Origin of the sequence: Paenibacillus sp. FSL K6-0108 (genome assembly GCF_045040695.1) — a bacterium.
Classification (GTDB): domain Bacteria; phylum Bacillota; class Bacilli; order Paenibacillales; family Paenibacillaceae; genus Paenibacillus; species Paenibacillus pabuli_B.
Map to the genome: position 1 here is coordinate 2,719,851 of NZ_CP150288.1, position 17,272 is coordinate 2,737,122.

The following is a 17,272-nucleotide window of genomic DNA, read 5'->3' on the forward strand; positions in this document are numbered from 1 at the left end:
AGTGAAATGCAGGTGAATGATTGTGAAAACCGTAATGCTAACCTATCCGCAGACGTTACATTCGGCTGTTCAGAGCACACGTCCCCAAGTGCTCGCGATCGGTCAGTTTGACGGGCTGCATCTCGGACATGCAAGTGTCATTTTGTCTGCTGTCCGCATTGCACGCGAAACGAGCATGCAGGCGGCGGTGATGACCTTTCATCCTCATCCAAAGGAAGTTATGCGCAAAGGGGATTACGAGGGGTATTTAACTCCCTTGAGAGACAAAGAAGACATCCTGGCGGAGATGGGGGTAGACGTACTCTACGTAGTCGAATTCAATGAGGAATTCTCAAAGTTGACGCCGCAGCAATTTGCACATGATCTGCTGCTTCCACTTCAGACTCGCACAGCGGTAGTTGGTTTTGACTTCCGCTTCGGTCACAAGGGAGCAGGGGATGAGCAGCTTCTTCGCACATTGGGAGAAGGAGAAATGACGGTGGAGACTGTACCTCCATTCCTGTTAAATGGTGAGAAGGTCAGCAGTTCTCTTATTCGTGGCCTGTTGAAGCGTGGAGAAATGGACGAAGCCAGTCAATGGCTCGGACGACCATACAGCATCAGGGGAACTGTAATTCATGGAGAGAAACGTGGACGGACCATTGGCTTTCCTACTGCTAACCTTGAACTTACGGATCATTATGTTACGCCAGCAAAAGGCGTTTATGCTGTTCGTGTACAATATGGGGAGCAGGAACTGCGTGGCGTTATGAATCTTGGCGTGAAACCTACCTTTCATGAAAATGGAATGAAACCTACGTTTGAGGTGCACTTGCTTGATTTTGATGGGCAAATATATGACCAGGAATTAAAGGTTGAGCTTGTTCACTACATTCGTGCCGAGCGAAAATTCGACTCGATTGATGCCTTAATCAGTCAGATTCGTGAAGATGCATTAACCGCCGCCCGCCTGTTATCTTAAGGCGCAGGACAAAATGCATGTTTACATTTACTTTATCTGGGCAACTATGATATAATGTACTACGTTGTCGTTTGAGACAACAATAACCTTGGCTTGGTTGCTTGCTCTCACCGGCGGCGACGAGGCTAATGGCGATTATAATGAAGGAGGTGAATAGGATGGCATTGACTCAAGAACGTAAACAACAACTGATCGACGAGCACAAAACTCATGAGTCCGATACTGGATCACCTGAGGTGCAAGTTGCTATCCTTACGGAAAACATCAGAAGTTTGACAGACCACTTGCGTACGCACAAAAAGGATCACCACTCACGTCGTGGACTTTTGAAAATGGTAGGTCAACGTCGTAAGCTTTTGGCTTACGTGAAAAACAAAGATGTTAAACGTTACAGCGCACTGATCGAAAAACTCGGATTGCGTCGTTAATTATCGTACATGTTTTCAAAATCAACCTGGCTGTTATCCGTCATTCCTTTGTCTAAAAGGACAAGCGGAGCTTACAGCCGGGTTGTTTTGTAGATGAACATGTTGCCATATATTTGTAGCTGATGGCTCCGCAAGGAGCTTTTGTTTTGCAAGTGAGCATGTTGCTGTGGAGTTAATGAATGCAGGACAAGCAGGAAATACTGTGAAAATGCAGAATCCAATGTGTTAGGAACGAATTATAAGGAGGGATTTCATGGAACAGCGTGTTGAAATGCAGCTTGGTGGAAGAAAGCTTACGCTTGAAACAGGGCGTTTGGCCAAGCAGGCTAATGCTGCCGTTAAGGTAACGTACGGGGATACCGTTGTATTGTGTACCGTGACAGCATCAAGTGAGCCTAAAGATCTGGACTTTTTCCCATTAACGGTAAACTATGAAGAAAGATTGTATGCCGTAGGTAAAATTCCAGGTGGATTTATTAAACGTGAAGGCAGACCGAGTGAGAAAGCGATTCTTGCGAGCCGTTTGACAGACCGTCCAATTCGTCCTTTGTTCCCGGAAGGTTTCCGGAATGATGTACAAGTTCTGAATATCGTTATGAGTGTGGATCAGGACTGCGAACCGCAAATTGCTGCCATGATCGGTACATCGGCTGCACTGAGCATTTCGGATGTTCCATTTAGCGGACCGATTGGTGGCGTAAAAGTTGGACGTATTGATGGCGAGTTCATCATTAACCCAACGATTGCACAGCTTGAGGTAAGTGAGATTGAACTCGTTGTTGCAGGAACCAAAGATGCCATCATGATGGTTGAAGCGGAAGCGAACGAAGTTCCGGAAGAAGTAATGCTTGAGGCAATTATGTTTGGACATGACGAGATCAAAAATATTGTGGCAGTCATTGAACAACTTGTACAAGTGGCTGGTAAAGAAAAAATGGCTGTAAAATTACATGCCGTTAATGCAGAAGTTAACAGCAATGTACGTGAGTTCGCCAGTGCTCGTCTGGTTGAAGCTGTTAAAATTGCTGAGAAACATGCCCGTCAGGACGCAATTGATGTTGTGAATGACGAAACCGTTGCTCACTTCGAAGAGAAGTATATTGAAACTCCTGAACTGCTTAAAGATGTGAAAGAAGTGCTGCACGATATCGTGAAAGAAGAAGTGCGCCGTCTTATCACACATGATAAAGTTCGCCCGGATGGACGTGGACTCGCTGAGATCCGTCCAATTGAATGTGATACTTCCCTGCTTCCACGTACTCACGGTTCAGGTCTGTTCACTCGTGGTCAAACACAAGCGCTCAGCATTTGTACACTTGGTGCACTGGGTGATGTTCAGATTTTGGATGGAATCAGTCTTGAAGAAACAAAACGCTTCATGCATCACTACAACTTCCCGCCGTTCAGCGTAGGTGAGGCTCGGCCATTGCGTGCTCCAGGCCGTCGCGAAATCGGACATGGTGCTCTGGGAGAGCGTGCTCTTTCCAAAGTCATTCCTTCCGAAACGGACTTCCCATATACGATTCGTCTGGTATCCGAAGTGCTGGAATCCAACGGATCAACTTCCCAGGCAAGTATCTGTGCCAGCACATTGGCTATGATGGATGCAGGTGTACCAATTAAAGCTCCAGTAGCAGGTGTAGCTATGGGTCTCATCAAAGACGGAGAACATGTATCCATTCTGAGTGATATTCAAGGTATGGAAGATCACCTCGGTGACATGGACTTCAAAGTAGCAGGAACGCCTGACGGTGTGACCGCTATTCAAATGGACATCAAAATTGATGGCATTGATCGTCAAATTTTGTCTGAAGCATTGGCTCAAGCCAAAGAAGGTCGTATGCATATCTTGAGCAAAATGACCGAAGTGATGAAAACTCCGCGTGAGCAGTTGTCACAATATGCCCCTAAAATTACAACCATGCACATCAACCCGGACAAAATCCGTGATGTTATCGGTGCAGGTGGTAAAATTATCAATAAAATCATCGAAGAAACCGGTGTTAAAATTGATATTGAACAGGATGGCCGTGTCTTTATCGCTTCTTCCAACCAAGAGATGAATGATAAAGCCAAATCGATCATCGAAGGTATCGTTCGTGAAGTTCTGGTTGGCGAGATTTATGTAGGTAAAGTGAAACGTGTTGAGAAGTTTGGTGCATTCGTTGAAGTGCTGCCGAACAAAGAAGGTCTGGTTCACATCTCACAATTGTCCACAGAGCGTGTGGCTAAAGTGGAAGATGTTGTTGCTATTGGTGATTCCATTACGGTAAAAGTAACGGAAATTGACCCACAAGGCCGGATCAACTTGTCCCGCAAAGCCGTATTGACTGCCGAAGCTCCGGCTCAATCTTAGGCTGCACACGACCGTTTTTTTGAAAAGATTGATTGAATGAAGAGACAGAATGTGAATTTCTGGCTCTTTTTTTAACGTTTAAATACTTTATGAAAACGGTGGGCTACTCCATAAAGCCTTTGAATCCAGCTTTTGAAGTTACTTTACTTGAACAGCTTGTTTTATTCATATTCTTGCCCTTGTCCTCATATGATGGGGACAAAGACGGCGGGAGGATGGAGCTGTGAGAAACCAATCCAAAAAGCTGGCGGCTGTTCTGGTAGGTATGGCAGCTGTCATACTAATCGGACAAGTGGGCAGTGTAGGTACATACATTACGGAAATCCGTGATGGTCCGGGCACGCAAAATGCATTTGATATGTTCAAAGAGGCAACTGGAGAAGAACAGCTGTTGTCGGCGATCCGGGATAAAGCGGCCGAAACGAAGATCGCTCCGATCAATGCCAGAGTGGATCGGGTCTGGAAAGCGATACCTGGGTATAACGGAATAGAAATTGATGTGGAAGCCACGTATCGTAAAGCACTCGGCGGCACGCTGAATACCAAGATAGCATATGTCTATCGGCAGACTGAACCTGAAATTCAGCTTAAGGATTTGGGTGCACACCCGATTTACCGGGGAAATGCCGAAAAGCCAATGGTGTCTTTCATGATCAATGTAGCGTGGGGGAATGAATTCATTATCCCGATGTTAGATACGCTTGATGCCGAAAAAGTCAAAGCTACCTTTTTTCTGGATGGAAGCTGGTTGAGCAAAAATGAGGAACTGGCCAAAGAAATCCAAAAGCGTGGACATGAGTTATCAAATCATGCATATTCACATCCGAACATGAGTCGGTTGAGTACGGAACGGGCGAAGCTGGAGATCAGTAAAACCCAGGACCTGCTCAAAGAAAAGTTGGGTGTGGAAAACCACTGGTTTGCCCCGCCCTCCGGGGATTTTAATCAACAAACGGTTGACATTGCTTCCCGCATGGGACTGCAAACGGTACTTTGGACACTGGATACCGTAGATTGGCGCAAACCAAGTTCTGATTCTGTTGTAGCCAAAATCGCTAAAAATGTGGAAGCTGGCACATTAATTCTGATGCACCCCACGGCTGCTTCTTCAGGAGCCTTAAAAGGAATGATTGATTCCATACGAGCCAAGGGTTTGACACTTGGAACCGTAAGCGAAACGTTGTCATCGGAGCGAATTAAGGGCTCAGCGGTTGAGTGAATGATGTTTTTTTGTTAATATCAAACAGTTGGAACCAAATGTCGATTTCAATTTTTGTGTTGAAATCTGGGCAATTATAGAGATGTAGGAGGGCCAACCGTGAAAAAAATTCAGCTGGGCAATGGCCTCAGGGTTGTCATGGAACAGATTCCGACCTGTCGTTCCGTGTCATTTGGAATATGGGTCAAAACAGGTTCTCGTAATGAGCAGCCTGTAAACAATGGAGTATCGCATTTTATTGAGCACATGCTGTTTAAGGGGACAGATCGTTATGATGCCAAGGCGATTGCGGAGCAATTCGATGCCATTGGTGGTAACGTGAATGCGTTCACTTCGAAAGAATACACTTGTTATTACGCCAAAGTATTGGATGAACATCTGCCAATAGCTGTTGATGTGTTGTCCGATATGTTCTTCCGCTCAAAAATGGATGATGGTGAATTGCTCAAGGAAAAAAACGTCATTCTGGAAGAAATATCGATGTATGAGGATACGCCAGATGACATGGTCCATGATCTTATGGCCTTGGCGGCCTACGGTGAGCATCCGCTCGCTTATCCGATTCTGGGTACAGAAGAGCGTCTCAAGGCGATGGACTCCAGCCATCTCCGTGCATATATGAAGGAGCACTACACGATTGAAAATACCGTTATTAGTATCGCAGGTAATATTGATGACAGTGTAATCGATTTGATGGAAAAGCATTTTGGTGCGTTTGATGTCAACGGAGTAGCTGAGCAAGTCACACTGCCTGCATTCCAGAGCGGACAACTCTTTCACAAGAAAAAAACGGAACAGAATCATATCTGTATCTCGTTTCCGGGATGTAAGATCGGAGATCCGCTTCAATTTGCCATGGTCGTGCTGAATAATGCGATTGGCGGAGGCATGAGCTCCAGACTGTTTCAGGAAATTCGGGAGAAACGCGGTCTAGCTTATTCCGTTTATTCGTATCATAGTTCCCATGCGGATAGTGGACTCTTCACCATATATGCGGGTACAGCACCGAAACAGACGAAGGAAGTTTTGGATTTGACCAAAGAGGTCCTGCATGATCTGGCTGTTAATGGTCTGTCTGAAGATGAGCTGCGCAAAGGAAAAGAACAGCTGAAAGGCAGTCTGATCCTCAGCTTGGAAAGCACAGGTAGCCGGATGAACCGTCTGGGCAAAAACGAGCTGATGCTGGGCAGACACCACACGCTGGACGAAATGATAGCCAAAATTGAAGAAGTGACGATGAACGATGTCGATGCTGTGTTGGACCTGATGTTTGCCGAGCCGTTTGCGCTCGCTATGGTCGGTGCTTCGGATCGAACGATCGCTGGATTAAGAAGGGATGATTTTGTTGCATTACGTTCAAATTCAAAAGTTACCGGGCAATGAAGATATTAAGCTGCCTCAAAAAATGTCAGAGCTGGCTTCCGGCTTTGATGTAGTTGCGGCATTGCAGGAAGAGGTTGTATTGCAGCCTGGACAGCGTACGTTGATTCCTACGGGACTCGCAATGGCTATGCCAGCCGGATTGGAGGCACAGGTTCGCCCACGCAGCGGTCTGGCTTTTAAACATGGGATTACTTGTCTGAACACACCGGGCACCATTGATGCTGATTATCGCGGTGAGGTCAAGGTTCTTTTGATCAATCTGGGTCAGGAGCCATTCACAATTGTGCGTGGGGAACGTATTGCCCAAATCGTCTTTCAAACCGTTCCAGCGGTTGAATTAACAGAGGTAGCTGAACTGTCGCAAACGGTACGTGGAGAAGGCGGATTCGGTCATACCGGAAAATAAGAGGTTCTGAAGTCAAGCTATAAATCGCAGTCTCTTCTAAATACTAAGAGCTTCAAACTTTATTTGCTGAGCATTTCTCGCAGAGTCGTCCCCAAGGGGGGCGGCTCTTTTTCTTTTTATATGGACGATAATGGAGGTGTTTCTTAGGGTGCTTCAAATTTATTGTTTTCACCCCCCTGTGGGCCACTGCATACGATAAGGCATACATGTGGTGAAAGGAGTGACGTCCCGATGCTGACCGGTGTCCGGATTATAGTCCTGGGCGGAGATGCGCGGCAGCTTGAAGTCATTCAAAAATGCGCAGAGCTGGATGCTACGGTAAGTGTGGTGGGTTTCGACAAACTGGAGCATTCCATCCCGGGTATCGAACACCAGGAATTGGAGGACGATGTATTTGCTTCGGCAGATGTACTTGTGCTTCCTGTAGTCGGGTGTGACGATGAAGGAAAAGTGAGCACTTCGTTCAGTGATAGACCGATTTTTTTGAAAAAGGAACATGTTGCGGCATTGCCGGAGCATTGTATTGTGTTCACGGGGATGGCGAAGCCTTTTTTACGTGATTTGTGCCGGGAGAATGGTCTGCGGCTTGTTGAAGTACTCGATCGTGATGATATCGCGCTATACAATTCCATTCCGACAGCCGAAGGCGCTATTGCCATGGCGATTCGGGAGACGGACTTCACGATCCACGGCTCGGAATGCATTGTGCTTGGCTTGGGTCGAACAGGTTTCACAATGGCCAAAACGCTTCAGGGACTTGGGGCAAATGTGCGGGTGGGAATCAGGCGCGGAGAGGATGCTGCTCGAGCAGCTATAATGGGCTGGAAGCCTTTTGTGACAACGGATTTGGCCGCTAATACCGGGGAAGTTGACTTGCTTTTTAATACGATACCGACTATGATAATCACAGCACAAATCCTGTCCAAAATGCCGCAAAAAGCAGTCATTATCGACCTCGCATCCGCTCCTGGCGGCTGTGATTTCAGGTATGCTGAAAAACGCGGTATCAAAGCGTTACTTGCGCCTGGTCTCCCCGGCATTGTTGCTCCCAAAACGGCTGGCGGCATTATTGCCGACGTGTTAATCCGTTTGCTTTTGGAAGAACAAAACGCACGGGAGGTTGAACAATGAACTGGCAGGGAAAAACGGTAGGTTATGCAATTACAGGTTCTCATTGTACGTTTGAAGAGGTTATGCCGGTGATTAGCCGTTTCGTGGCAGAAGGCGCCAATGTTGTCCCGATTATTTCCAATTCGGTTCTGACTACGGATACACGCTTCGGGACTGCGCAGAATTGGCAAAAACAGTTGAAAGATATAACGGGTAATGATATCATTTCTACAATTGTTGAGGCAGAGCCGTTAGGTCCTTCGAAGCTGCTTGATGTGCTCGTAATTGCTCCGTGCACAGGCAACACGACGAGTAAGCTGGCTAACGCCATGACGGACAGTCCGGTTTTAATGGCAGCCAAAGCCCAGATGCGAAATCAGCGTCCGCTGGTACTCGCCATTTCCACCAATGACGGTCTGGGGTTGAATGCTGCGAACATCGCCAAACTGCTGGTGGCCAAATATTTGTATTTTGTACCATTTGGGCAGGATGATCCGGTAAAGAAACCGAACTCATTAGTGGCCAAAATGGAGCTGATTCCGGAGGCATGCTGGAGTGCGCTTGAAGGCAAACAGTTACAGCCAATGATTGTGCAGCGTTCTGCACAGGCTTGATGTTTAATGGATCCGCCGTAACATCTGTTTGTTAACAGACAGGGTTCTGTACAGACTTCGTTACGGGGATAATGGTTATACGCTTGAAGAAATGATGATGGTTCGAAAGACAAAGAAAATCATGGGGACGTTATGCTGGCATAACCAGCTGCCTGTGTCCGCGTTCCAATCATTAAAAGGGAATTCCTGCTTGCAACCTTAGGTCAGGCAAGCGGGACCAGTGCACGGGGAACGTGTGCGTCATGATCTCGATAACAACCGCGGCCTTCATTTGGGATGGTCTCACACAATCCTTCATTGAGGAGCGGCATGAAATGCCGTATAAATTGCTGAAATTATCGCATCGGAACGCTCCCTAGGGTGATCCATTTGTTGATTTGACCCGTGTCCAGTCTTCTTGCGTACACAAATGGAGGAATAAAGATGCGCATCATGGTACAGAAATTCGGAGGCACTTCTCTCTCTACCGTTCAGGCGAGAGAGCATGTGCTCCGTCATGTTAAACGTGAACTTGAAGCAGGATTAAGTCTGGTTATTGTTGTGTCAGCGATGGGCCGCCGCGGCGAGCCTTATGCTACGGATACGTTGCTTGAATGGGCTGCACAGAACGGGAATGCACTATCTGCACGCGAAAAGGATTTACTGCTTTGCTGCGGTGAAATTATATCTGCAACAACTTTGAGCAGTTTGCTTGAACATGAAGGCATTCCAACTACGGTGCTGACCGGTGCACAGGCAGGTTTTGTGACGGACGACAATTTCGGGAATGCCCGAATTTTGGATGTCCGTCCTGTTCGTGTGCTGGAGCAGCTTCAGAGTGGGCGTGTTGTCATTGTTACAGGGTTTCAAGGGCAGACCGAGAACGGTGATTTTACGACGCTTGGTCGTGGCGGAAGTGACACATCTGCAACCGCGCTTGGTGCAGCATTACACGCTGAAATGGTGGACATATACACGGATGTAAATGGGATACTTACAGCAGATCCTCGTATCGTAGAGGATGCTAGGCCGTTGACTGTTGTGAGCTATGCCGAGATATGTAATATGGCCCATCAAGGAGCCAAGGTCATTCATCCACGTGCAGTCGAGATTGCGATGCAATCCCAGATTCCAGTGCGTGTCCGGTCTACCTTTGCAGACAGTGAAGGGACGCTGGTTACGCATCCAGAAGGATTCCAGGATGTGCAGACAGGCATTGTTGACCGATATGTAACAGGGATTGCTTATGTGAGTAATGTTACGCAGATAACGGTGGAAGTGCCAGGCGGTGCTGACCGTCTGCAGCTAAAAGTGTTTAAAACGATGGCTGAAAATTCGATTAGCGTAGATTTTATTAATGTTACCCCCTTGGGAGCAGTCTATACCGTTTTTGATAGTGATTCCGAGAAAGCCATACGTGTACTGCAGGAAATTGGTCTTAAACCGCAAAGTCTTTCCGGCTGTGCCAAAGTTTCAATCATTGGCGGAGGTATCAATGGAGTGCCAGGCATTATGGCACGGATCGTGGAATCCTTGACTATGGCGGATATTCAGATCCTACAATCTGCAGATTCCAATACAACGATTTGGGTACTTGTGAAAAAAGAAGATATGGTTCAAGCTCTGAGGGCGCTACATGCCTCATTCGAACTTCACTTGTAGAACTTAGAAGTCAACGGAGCAGGGCCTGTTTTGAAGGAGGAATCGAATTGGACTTTGGAAGATTGATTACAGCAATGGTCACTCCGTTCAATGAACAAGGGGGAATCCATTGGGAGGAGACCGCACGTCTGATAGACTATTTGATTGAAGATCAAAAGTCAGAGACGCTCGTTATTTCAGGAACAACTGGAGAATCTCCCACGCTTACCGACACAGAAAAAGTAGAGCTATTCGAATTCGCAGTAAAACATGCGGGAGGACGGTGCAAAATTATTGCTGGAACGGGCAGCAATAACACCGCTCATTCAATCCATCTGACTCAGGACGCGGAGCGTGTTGGTGTAGATGGCGTTTTGCTGGTCGTTCCTTATTACAACAAACCAAGTCAAGAGGGAATGTTTAGACATTTTGAAGCGATTGCGAATGCAACGAAACTGCCAATCATGTTGTATAACGTCCCTGGACGTACGGCAGCCAGCCTTTCGGCTGCAACAACGCTTCGTTTGGCGCAGATTCCAAACATTGTAGCTACGAAGGAATGTGTATCTTTGGAGCAAGTCACGCAGATTGCTGCCGGTGCGCCGGTACATTTCAGAGTGTACTCCGGTGACGATGCCTCTGGCTTACCTGCTATTGCAGTAGGTGCTCACGGGATTGTTAGTGTCGCTAGCCATGTGGTAGGCGCTGAAATGAAACAAATGATTGATGCCTACTTCGGAGGTGCGCCTGTACAGGCAGCTCAGATACATCAGAAGCTGTTTCCGGTGTTCAAAGGTCTGTTTGAGTGCCCGCAGCCTTTACCGAACCCTGTAGCGGTGAAATACGCTCTGACACTGCGCGGTCTGAATGTAGGATCTGTACGCCTTCCGCTTATAGCCGCAACAGAGGATGAGCAAGCCTTTATACGTGGTTTGTTTAACTAGCAATAATACAACATGAACCTGATTTGTTAACTTTTATAAATCGATATAGATTTCAAAAGAACCGCTCCTTACTCAAGAGGAGACGGTTCTTTTTTTGACGATGATTGTTAGGTTTCTTTTCACAACTGAAGGCAAACGTAGAGGTTAACGAGAGAGTGACTTGTTTTTTTTGTTTTTAATCATGTATAATGATGTCAAGTGACTGGGTGCGGTATTTTTTTGAAATTGAAAGCGACATCGTTTCTTGGTGTAGCTTTGTGGTGAAAAAGGAAGGAACGGCTAAGAAGGATCATTTCAAATCCATCTTGTTGATGAAAGGGAATAACTTCGAAGAACTTCTTCCAAATATCGTGAATAAAGGTACTCTTTTGCATTCATCTCTTTACGTGGGAATGTGTGTAATGGACTGCTTTTCTTAACTTACAATAAAATAATAAGGTACGACGTCCAACTACCATAGGAGGTTTAGATTCATTTGTCTAAGAAAAATAATAACGATAAACTGATGATTTTTGCACTGGGCGGCGTAGGCGAGATTGGTAAAAATATGTACGTCATCCAATACGCGAACGACATTGTAGTCGTAGATGCTGGTCTTAAATTCCCGGAAGAAGATATGCTTGGAATCGACATTGTCATTCCTGACATTTCTTATCTGACTGAAAACCGTGACAAAGTAAGAGGAATTATTTTGACTCACGGACATGAGGATCATATTGGTGGTTTGCCATATGTTCTGAAACATCTGAATGTTCCCGTATATGGAACAAAGCTTACGCTCGGACTCGTAGAGAACAAGCTGAAAGAAGCCAATTTGCTTGGTGAAACCAAACGCATCCTGATTGATGCGGATTCCGAGATCCAACTTGGCTCTGTACTGAAAGCAACGTTTTTTGCTACTAACCATAGTATTCCGGATTCCGTCGGCGTATGTGTCGAAACACCGGAAGGCGCTGTTGTTCATACAGGTGACTTCAAATTTGACCACACTCCAGTCAATGGTCAATATGCAGATCTCCAGCGTATGGCACAGATCGGAACCAATGGCGTACTTGCCCTCTTGTCCGATAGTACCAATGCTGAGAAACCTGGATTTACACCTTCGGAGAAAAATGTGGGTATCGTTCTGGAAGATATCTTCCGCAAAGCAAGCCAACGTGTTGTTGTAGCAACATTTGCTTCGAACGTACACCGGATTCAACAGGTTATCAATGCAGCTGAAGTAACTGGACGTAAAGTTGCAGTTATTGGACGCAGTATGGTAAATGTGGTGGGTATTGCTTCTGAACTCGGTTACCTTGAGATTCCAGATGGCATGATCATTGAGCCGGAAGAAGTAGGCAAAATGGCTGCTGACCGTGTAGTAATTCTCTGCACAGGTAGCCAAGGAGAGCCGATGTCAGCATTGACGCGTATGGCTCGTTCCACTCATCGTAAAGTAGATATTTTGCCTGGTGATACGGTCATTATTGCTGCAACTCCAGTTCCAGGTAATGAGAAATATGTAGGCCGTACGATTGACGAACTGTTCCGTTTGGGTGCCAACGTGCATTACAGCGGTGCTAACAGTGGCGTTCACGTATCCGGTCACGGTAGCCAGGAAGAGCTGAAACTGATGCTTAACCTGATGAAACCGAAATATTTCCTACCAATTCACGGTGAATTCCGTATGCAGCGCCGTCATGCGGTACTGGCTGAATCTGTAGGTATTGATCCAGACAACATTTTCATTACGGATATCGGTGAAGTGGTTGAAATTCAAGGCGGAGCAGCACGCAAGGCAGGTAAAGTTACTGCAGGTAACGTGTTGATCGACGGTTTGGGTGTAGGCGATGTAGGTAACATCGTATTGCGTGACCGTAAATTGCTGTCACAGGATGGTATTCTGGTTGTTGTGGTAACACTGAGCAAACAGGATGGCAAAATTGTTTCCGGTCCGGACATCATCTCCCGTGGATTTGTCTATGTACGCGAATCGGAAGGACTGCTTGATGAAGCCAATCGTATCGTCAGCAGCACATTGCAGAAGTTGATGAGTGAGAACGTTAACGAATGGGCTTCACTCAAAACGAATGTTAAAGATGCACTCGGACGCTTCTTGTATGAGCAAACTCGTCGTAGACCGATGATTTTGCCAATCATTATGGAAGTTTAAAATAAATTAAACAATAACATAAATTCAGGCACACAGTCGCCCCTTCTCTACGAGTAATATTGGACGGTTCCTCGTAGAGAAGGGGCTTTTTTTGTTGTTTTCTGGCCCAACACCAGATTATGGAGAAATTGATTGGCAAGCGGGTATAAGTCAGCTGGAACATTCCCCATACTAAGGAAATACATTACATGTTCTTGGAAAAGGGGATAAATTGAATGAGTGAATACATGAAAAGCAAGCAAACACCGAAATCGGAACAACAACCGAGCACCGAGGCACCGGAAATACCTGCACAAGAGGAAAAGACATTTTCCCCAGTAACGGAGGCCATTCAGCAATTTGGACAAACGCAGTCACCCGCAGCTGAGTCGAACATTTTTTGTATGACCATTATTGGTCAGGTGGAAGGGCATTTAATTTTACCTCCGCAAAACAAAACAACAAAGTATGAACACATTATTCCGCAGCTGGTTGCAGCAGAGCAAAATCAGCGAATCGAAGGTATTTTGATCATTTTAAACACGGTAGGAGGAGATGTGGAGGCAGGCCTGGCTATTGCCGAAATGATTGCTTCACTTAGCAAACCTACGGTTACCGTCGTCATTGGGGGCGGGCACAGCATTGGGGTACCAATCGCGGTTGCCTCAACCTACTCCCTGATCGCAGGTAGTGCAACTATGACCATTCATCCAATCCGGATGAACGGACTCGTGATAGGTGTGCCTCAGACATTTGAGTACATGGAGAAGATGCAGGAACGTGTCGTACGATTTGTTACATCGCACTCGAATATCTCGGAAGAAATGTTCAAGGAACTGATGTTTAAGACTGGAGAGCTCAATCGCGATATCGGAACAGCTGTGGGCAGTGCAGATGCAGTCAAATACGGACTGATGGATGCCGTAGGCGGAATCGGTCAGGCCATCGTCCAGTTGAATCAGCTCATAGGGGACAAAAGGCAATCGCTGCAGGCAGGAGGAGGATATACCCAATGACACTCTACACCGTAATGCCACCTGAGCTGCTGTGGTCAGGGATGTGGAATGAGGGAGAAGACACTCGGGAGATCAGGATGAACGGATTATTGATGCAGGTCAGACCTGTTAATGAGAATGAGGCTGTCATTGTACGTTTGCTTGAATGTCCCTTGGATGCATATCTGAATCCGGCCAACATGCCTGGATCGATCGTTCCGCTTTCGGGTAACCCGGGACCAACATAACGTGACGAATTAAGACAAATTGGGCAGAAAAAGAACATATGTACGGATTATATTTGTATGGTATAATATTCTTCTGGGGGTGACCTGATTTTGGCCAGAAGAAAAAAGAGGAAAAAAAAGGCCGCAGCTTTTAGCGGCGTTTTAAAATATGAAATTTACGGCATTGTGCTTATTACCTTAGCCGTCATTGCTTTGTCAGGTGAAGCAACCGTAGGGCGCTCGCTTTCCAAGATGTTTGGTTTAATGCTTGGCAAGTTCTATTTTGCGATTCCGCTTATAGGAATTTATTATGGCTTAATGGTGATGATTCACCGAAAATGGCCAAGCGGTTGGACAACACGCAAGACAGGACTTGTATTGCTTGTGTTTGCCTTAACCCTGATGAGTACCGTCTCTGCCATGCACCAGAAGCTTATACCGGTTGGAGCCCTTGAGCCTGGTGCTGTACTTACGCAGATACATAATGATATGCAAACCGAGCTGCTCACGCCTGCCGCGCCGGGTGAACGGGATTCGATGCTCAATAAGGACATTAGCGGCGGTTATATTGGAGCAGCGCAGTTTGCCTTATTCTTGTGGTTGTTTGGCAGCTTGGGAGCACGATTGATTATGATCGTGATGTTTGTTATCAGCTTCATGCTGGTTACCAATCTTTCTTACGTTGATCTGATTCGCATTTTCAGAACCAAGATATGGGATGCAGGAAGTGCGATGTACAAAAAGCTGGAGGCTAGACCAACAGCCCGGGCAGCCTCAACCTCTACCGGCAAGAAAAACGGGAATGTCCGCAAAGTGGTTCCTGTTCCAGTGGACGATGAGGAAGATGATGACGATGATCTGCAGGATCAGCAGCTACCGAAACGAAAAGCCCCGATATTTTTCCAACTCTTTGGAAAATGGGGTTCTGATCGGACGAAGAATGAGCGTGGTTTGGACGAGGATAATTCTTTAGACACGGAACATGTTGTCTACCGAGCTGAGCAGGAAACTCCAGCAGATTCATGGCATGACGAGTCAATCATCGCATCCGATGTAATGGCTTCCGCAGCAGTTCCTGTGCAATCAAGACCTAATTCGGCTCCAATCATCCGTGACTTCTTTGAACATGTCAGATCCGAGGATGCGAGTAAAGATGATGATCTGGATGATGCGTATCCTTTCCCAGATGATCTAACGGATAATATGCAGACAGATGAGCTTCCAATCAAGATTTCAGATGAACTTGTGGATAACATGGAGTGGCCCGGAGCGGCAGATGCCGGAACAGATGGGATGGATGCTGCTGAGGGTGGTTCAGACGTTGCATCTACGTTGAGCCATGCGGCTCAAGGATTGGATGCTTCGGATACGGAGGGGCAGGAAGTGCAGCCTGTTAAGCCGCCTCCACCACCTCCCAAGCCATATAAACTTCCATCGTTCAGGCTTCTTTCGAAGCCCAACAACGGAGGTAAGGGCGGCGACCAGAAGGACTATATGCAGACTGCACGCAAGCTGGAAGCAACGCTGGAGAGCTTCGGTGTTCGCGCCAAAGTACTTGAAGTCGTCAGAGGGCCTGCTGTTACACGATATGAGATCCAACCGGATATTGGTGTGAAGGTGAGTAGAATTGTAAGTCTTACAGATGATATTGCATTAGCCCTGGCGGCAAAGGATATCCGGATGGAAGCGCCAATTCCCGGCAAATCCGCTATCGGTATTGAGGTACCGAATGGAGAGGTGTCGGTTGTAACGATGCGGGAGGTCATGGAGACAGCTACATTCCAGGAAGCCGAATCCAAAGTGACCATTGCATTTGGACGGGATATCTCTGGACAGACGATTATTGGTAATCTGGCTCGTATGCCCCATTTGCTGGTGGCTGGTGCAACGGGTTCAGGTAAATCCGTATGTATCAATGGCATTATTACCAGCATTCTGTACAAAGCGAAGCCGGATGAAGTGAAATTTCTGATGGTCGATCCCAAAATGGTCGAGCTGAACGTATATAATGGTATTCCGCATCTGATGGCACCGGTCGTCACGGATCCCAAAAGAGCTTCGCTTGCTCTCAAAAAGATCGTTGTTGAGATGGAGAAAAGGTATGAGCTGTTCTCCAAATCGGGTACACGGAACGTTGAAGGCTACAACAATCTGATGAAGGACAATCCAGCGGCGGTTTTGCCTTATATCGTTGTTATCGTGGACGAGCTGGCTGACCTCATGATGGTTGCCGCTGGTGACGTGGAAGACGCGATTGCACGATTGGCTCAGATGGCACGTGCAGCGGGTATCCACCTGATCATTGCCACTCAGCGCCCATCTGTGGATGTTATTACGGGTGTAATCAAAGCCAACATCCCTTCCCGGATTGCTTTCGGTGTATCCTCTCAAGTGGATTCCCGAACCATTTTGGATATGGGGGGAGCCGAGAAGCTGTTGGGTCGGGGAGACATGCTGTTTATGCCTATGGGAGCTTCAAAGCCGGTTCGTGTACAAGGTGCCTTCATGAGTGATGAGGAAGTTGAAAATATCGTGAATTACGTGCGTGGTCAGGGTGAAGCGCAGTATGACGACTCTCTTGTTCCTGAGGTGGATGATTCCGTTCAGGCAGCAGATGAAGTACAGGATGAGTTATATGAACAGGCTGTGCAGATTATTTTGGAGGCGAAACAGGCCTCGGTTTCTCTGCTGCAACGCCGAATGCGAGTTGGTTATACCCGCGCAGCTCGATTGATTGACTCTATGGAAGCCCGAGGCGTAATTGGTCCTTACGAGGGGAGCAAACCAAGGGAAGTATTGATTTCGCTGGAGCAGTATCAACAGAATAAAATAAGCTCGTAATACGCAATATGCAAACGATATAAATCAAGTCCTT

The 17,272-nt window shown here is 46.8% G+C and carries 14 protein-coding genes; all 14 read left to right on the top strand.

Annotation, left to right across the window (positions count from 1 at the left end):
* Nucleotides 1-22: 22 nt before the first annotated feature.
* The 14 genes from MHB49_RS12575 to MHB49_RS12640 all read left to right on the top strand — a co-directional run bounded on the left by MHB49_RS12575 (nt 23) and on the right by MHB49_RS12640 (nt 17,238).
* Nucleotides 23-961 (top strand): bifunctional riboflavin kinase/FAD synthetase, encoded by a 939-nt coding sequence (locus MHB49_RS12575; RefSeq protein ID WP_405156321.1) that lies wholly within the window; start codon nt 23-25, stop codon nt 959-961.
* A gap of 158 nt (nt 962-1,119) precedes the next feature.
* Nucleotides 1,120-1,389: a 30S ribosomal protein S15 gene (rpsO, locus tag MHB49_RS12580; protein ID WP_056700672.1), complete on the top strand. Its 270-nt coding sequence runs from the start codon at nt 1,120-1,122 to the stop codon at nt 1,387-1,389.
* 253 nt (nt 1,390-1,642) lie between these two features.
* A complete protein-coding gene (pnp, locus tag MHB49_RS12585; RefSeq protein WP_247902192.1) occupies nt 1,643-3,745 on the top strand; it encodes a polyribonucleotide nucleotidyltransferase in 2,103 nt (700 codons plus the stop codon).
* Nucleotides 3,746-4,010: 265 nt separating this feature from the next.
* Entirely contained in the window at nt 4,011-4,964 is a 954-nt protein-coding gene (locus MHB49_RS12590) for a polysaccharide deacetylase family protein (RefSeq protein WP_405157117.1), read from the top strand.
* Between the two features lie 99 nt (nt 4,965-5,063).
* Nucleotides 5,064-6,347, top strand: a complete 1,284-nt coding sequence (locus tag MHB49_RS12595; RefSeq protein ID WP_405156322.1) for a M16 family metallopeptidase — start codon at nt 5,064-5,066, stop codon at nt 6,345-6,347.
* Complete coding sequence (gene dut, locus MHB49_RS12600) at nt 6,307-6,753, top strand: dUTP diphosphatase (protein WP_405156323.1); 447 nt, start codon at nt 6,307-6,309, stop codon at nt 6,751-6,753. Before MHB49_RS12595 ends, dut begins: the two co-directional genes overlap by 41 nt.
* Before the next feature lie 231 nt (nt 6,754-6,984).
* A complete protein-coding gene (gene dpsA / locus MHB49_RS12605; protein WP_405156324.1) occupies nt 6,985-7,884 on the top strand; it encodes a dipicolinate synthase subunit DpsA in 900 nt (299 codons plus the stop codon).
* Complete coding sequence (locus tag MHB49_RS12610) at nt 7,881-8,477, top strand: dipicolinate synthase subunit B (protein ID WP_024630269.1); 597 nt, start codon at nt 7,881-7,883, stop codon at nt 8,475-8,477. The genes dpsA and MHB49_RS12610 overlap by 4 nt, the downstream gene beginning before the upstream one ends.
* Before the next feature lie 423 nt (nt 8,478-8,900).
* Nucleotides 8,901-10,118, top strand: a complete 1,218-nt coding sequence (gene dapG / locus MHB49_RS12615) for an aspartate kinase (RefSeq protein WP_247902197.1) — start codon at nt 8,901-8,903, stop codon at nt 10,116-10,118.
* 47 nt (nt 10,119-10,165) lie between these two features.
* Nucleotides 10,166-11,041, top strand: a complete 876-nt coding sequence (gene dapA / locus MHB49_RS12620; RefSeq protein WP_247902198.1) for a 4-hydroxy-tetrahydrodipicolinate synthase — start codon at nt 10,166-10,168, stop codon at nt 11,039-11,041.
* Nucleotides 11,042-11,516: 475 nt separating this feature from the next.
* Nucleotides 11,517-13,196 (top strand): ribonuclease J, encoded by a 1,680-nt coding sequence (locus MHB49_RS12625; protein WP_053783840.1) that lies wholly within the window; start codon nt 11,517-11,519, stop codon nt 13,194-13,196.
* A gap of 215 nt (nt 13,197-13,411) precedes the next feature.
* Complete coding sequence (locus tag MHB49_RS12630) at nt 13,412-14,191, top strand: ClpP family protease (protein WP_247902199.1); 780 nt, start codon at nt 13,412-13,414, stop codon at nt 14,189-14,191.
* Nucleotides 14,188-14,418 (top strand): YlzJ-like family protein, encoded by a 231-nt coding sequence (locus tag MHB49_RS12635; RefSeq protein WP_405156325.1) that lies wholly within the window; start codon nt 14,188-14,190, stop codon nt 14,416-14,418. The genes MHB49_RS12630 and MHB49_RS12635 overlap by 4 nt, the downstream gene beginning before the upstream one ends.
* 90 nt (nt 14,419-14,508) lie before the next feature.
* Nucleotides 14,509-17,238: a DNA translocase FtsK 4TM domain-containing protein gene (locus MHB49_RS12640; protein WP_405156326.1), complete on the top strand. Its 2,730-nt coding sequence runs from the start codon at nt 14,509-14,511 to the stop codon at nt 17,236-17,238.
* The last annotated feature ends 34 nt before the right edge of the window (nt 17,239-17,272 follow it).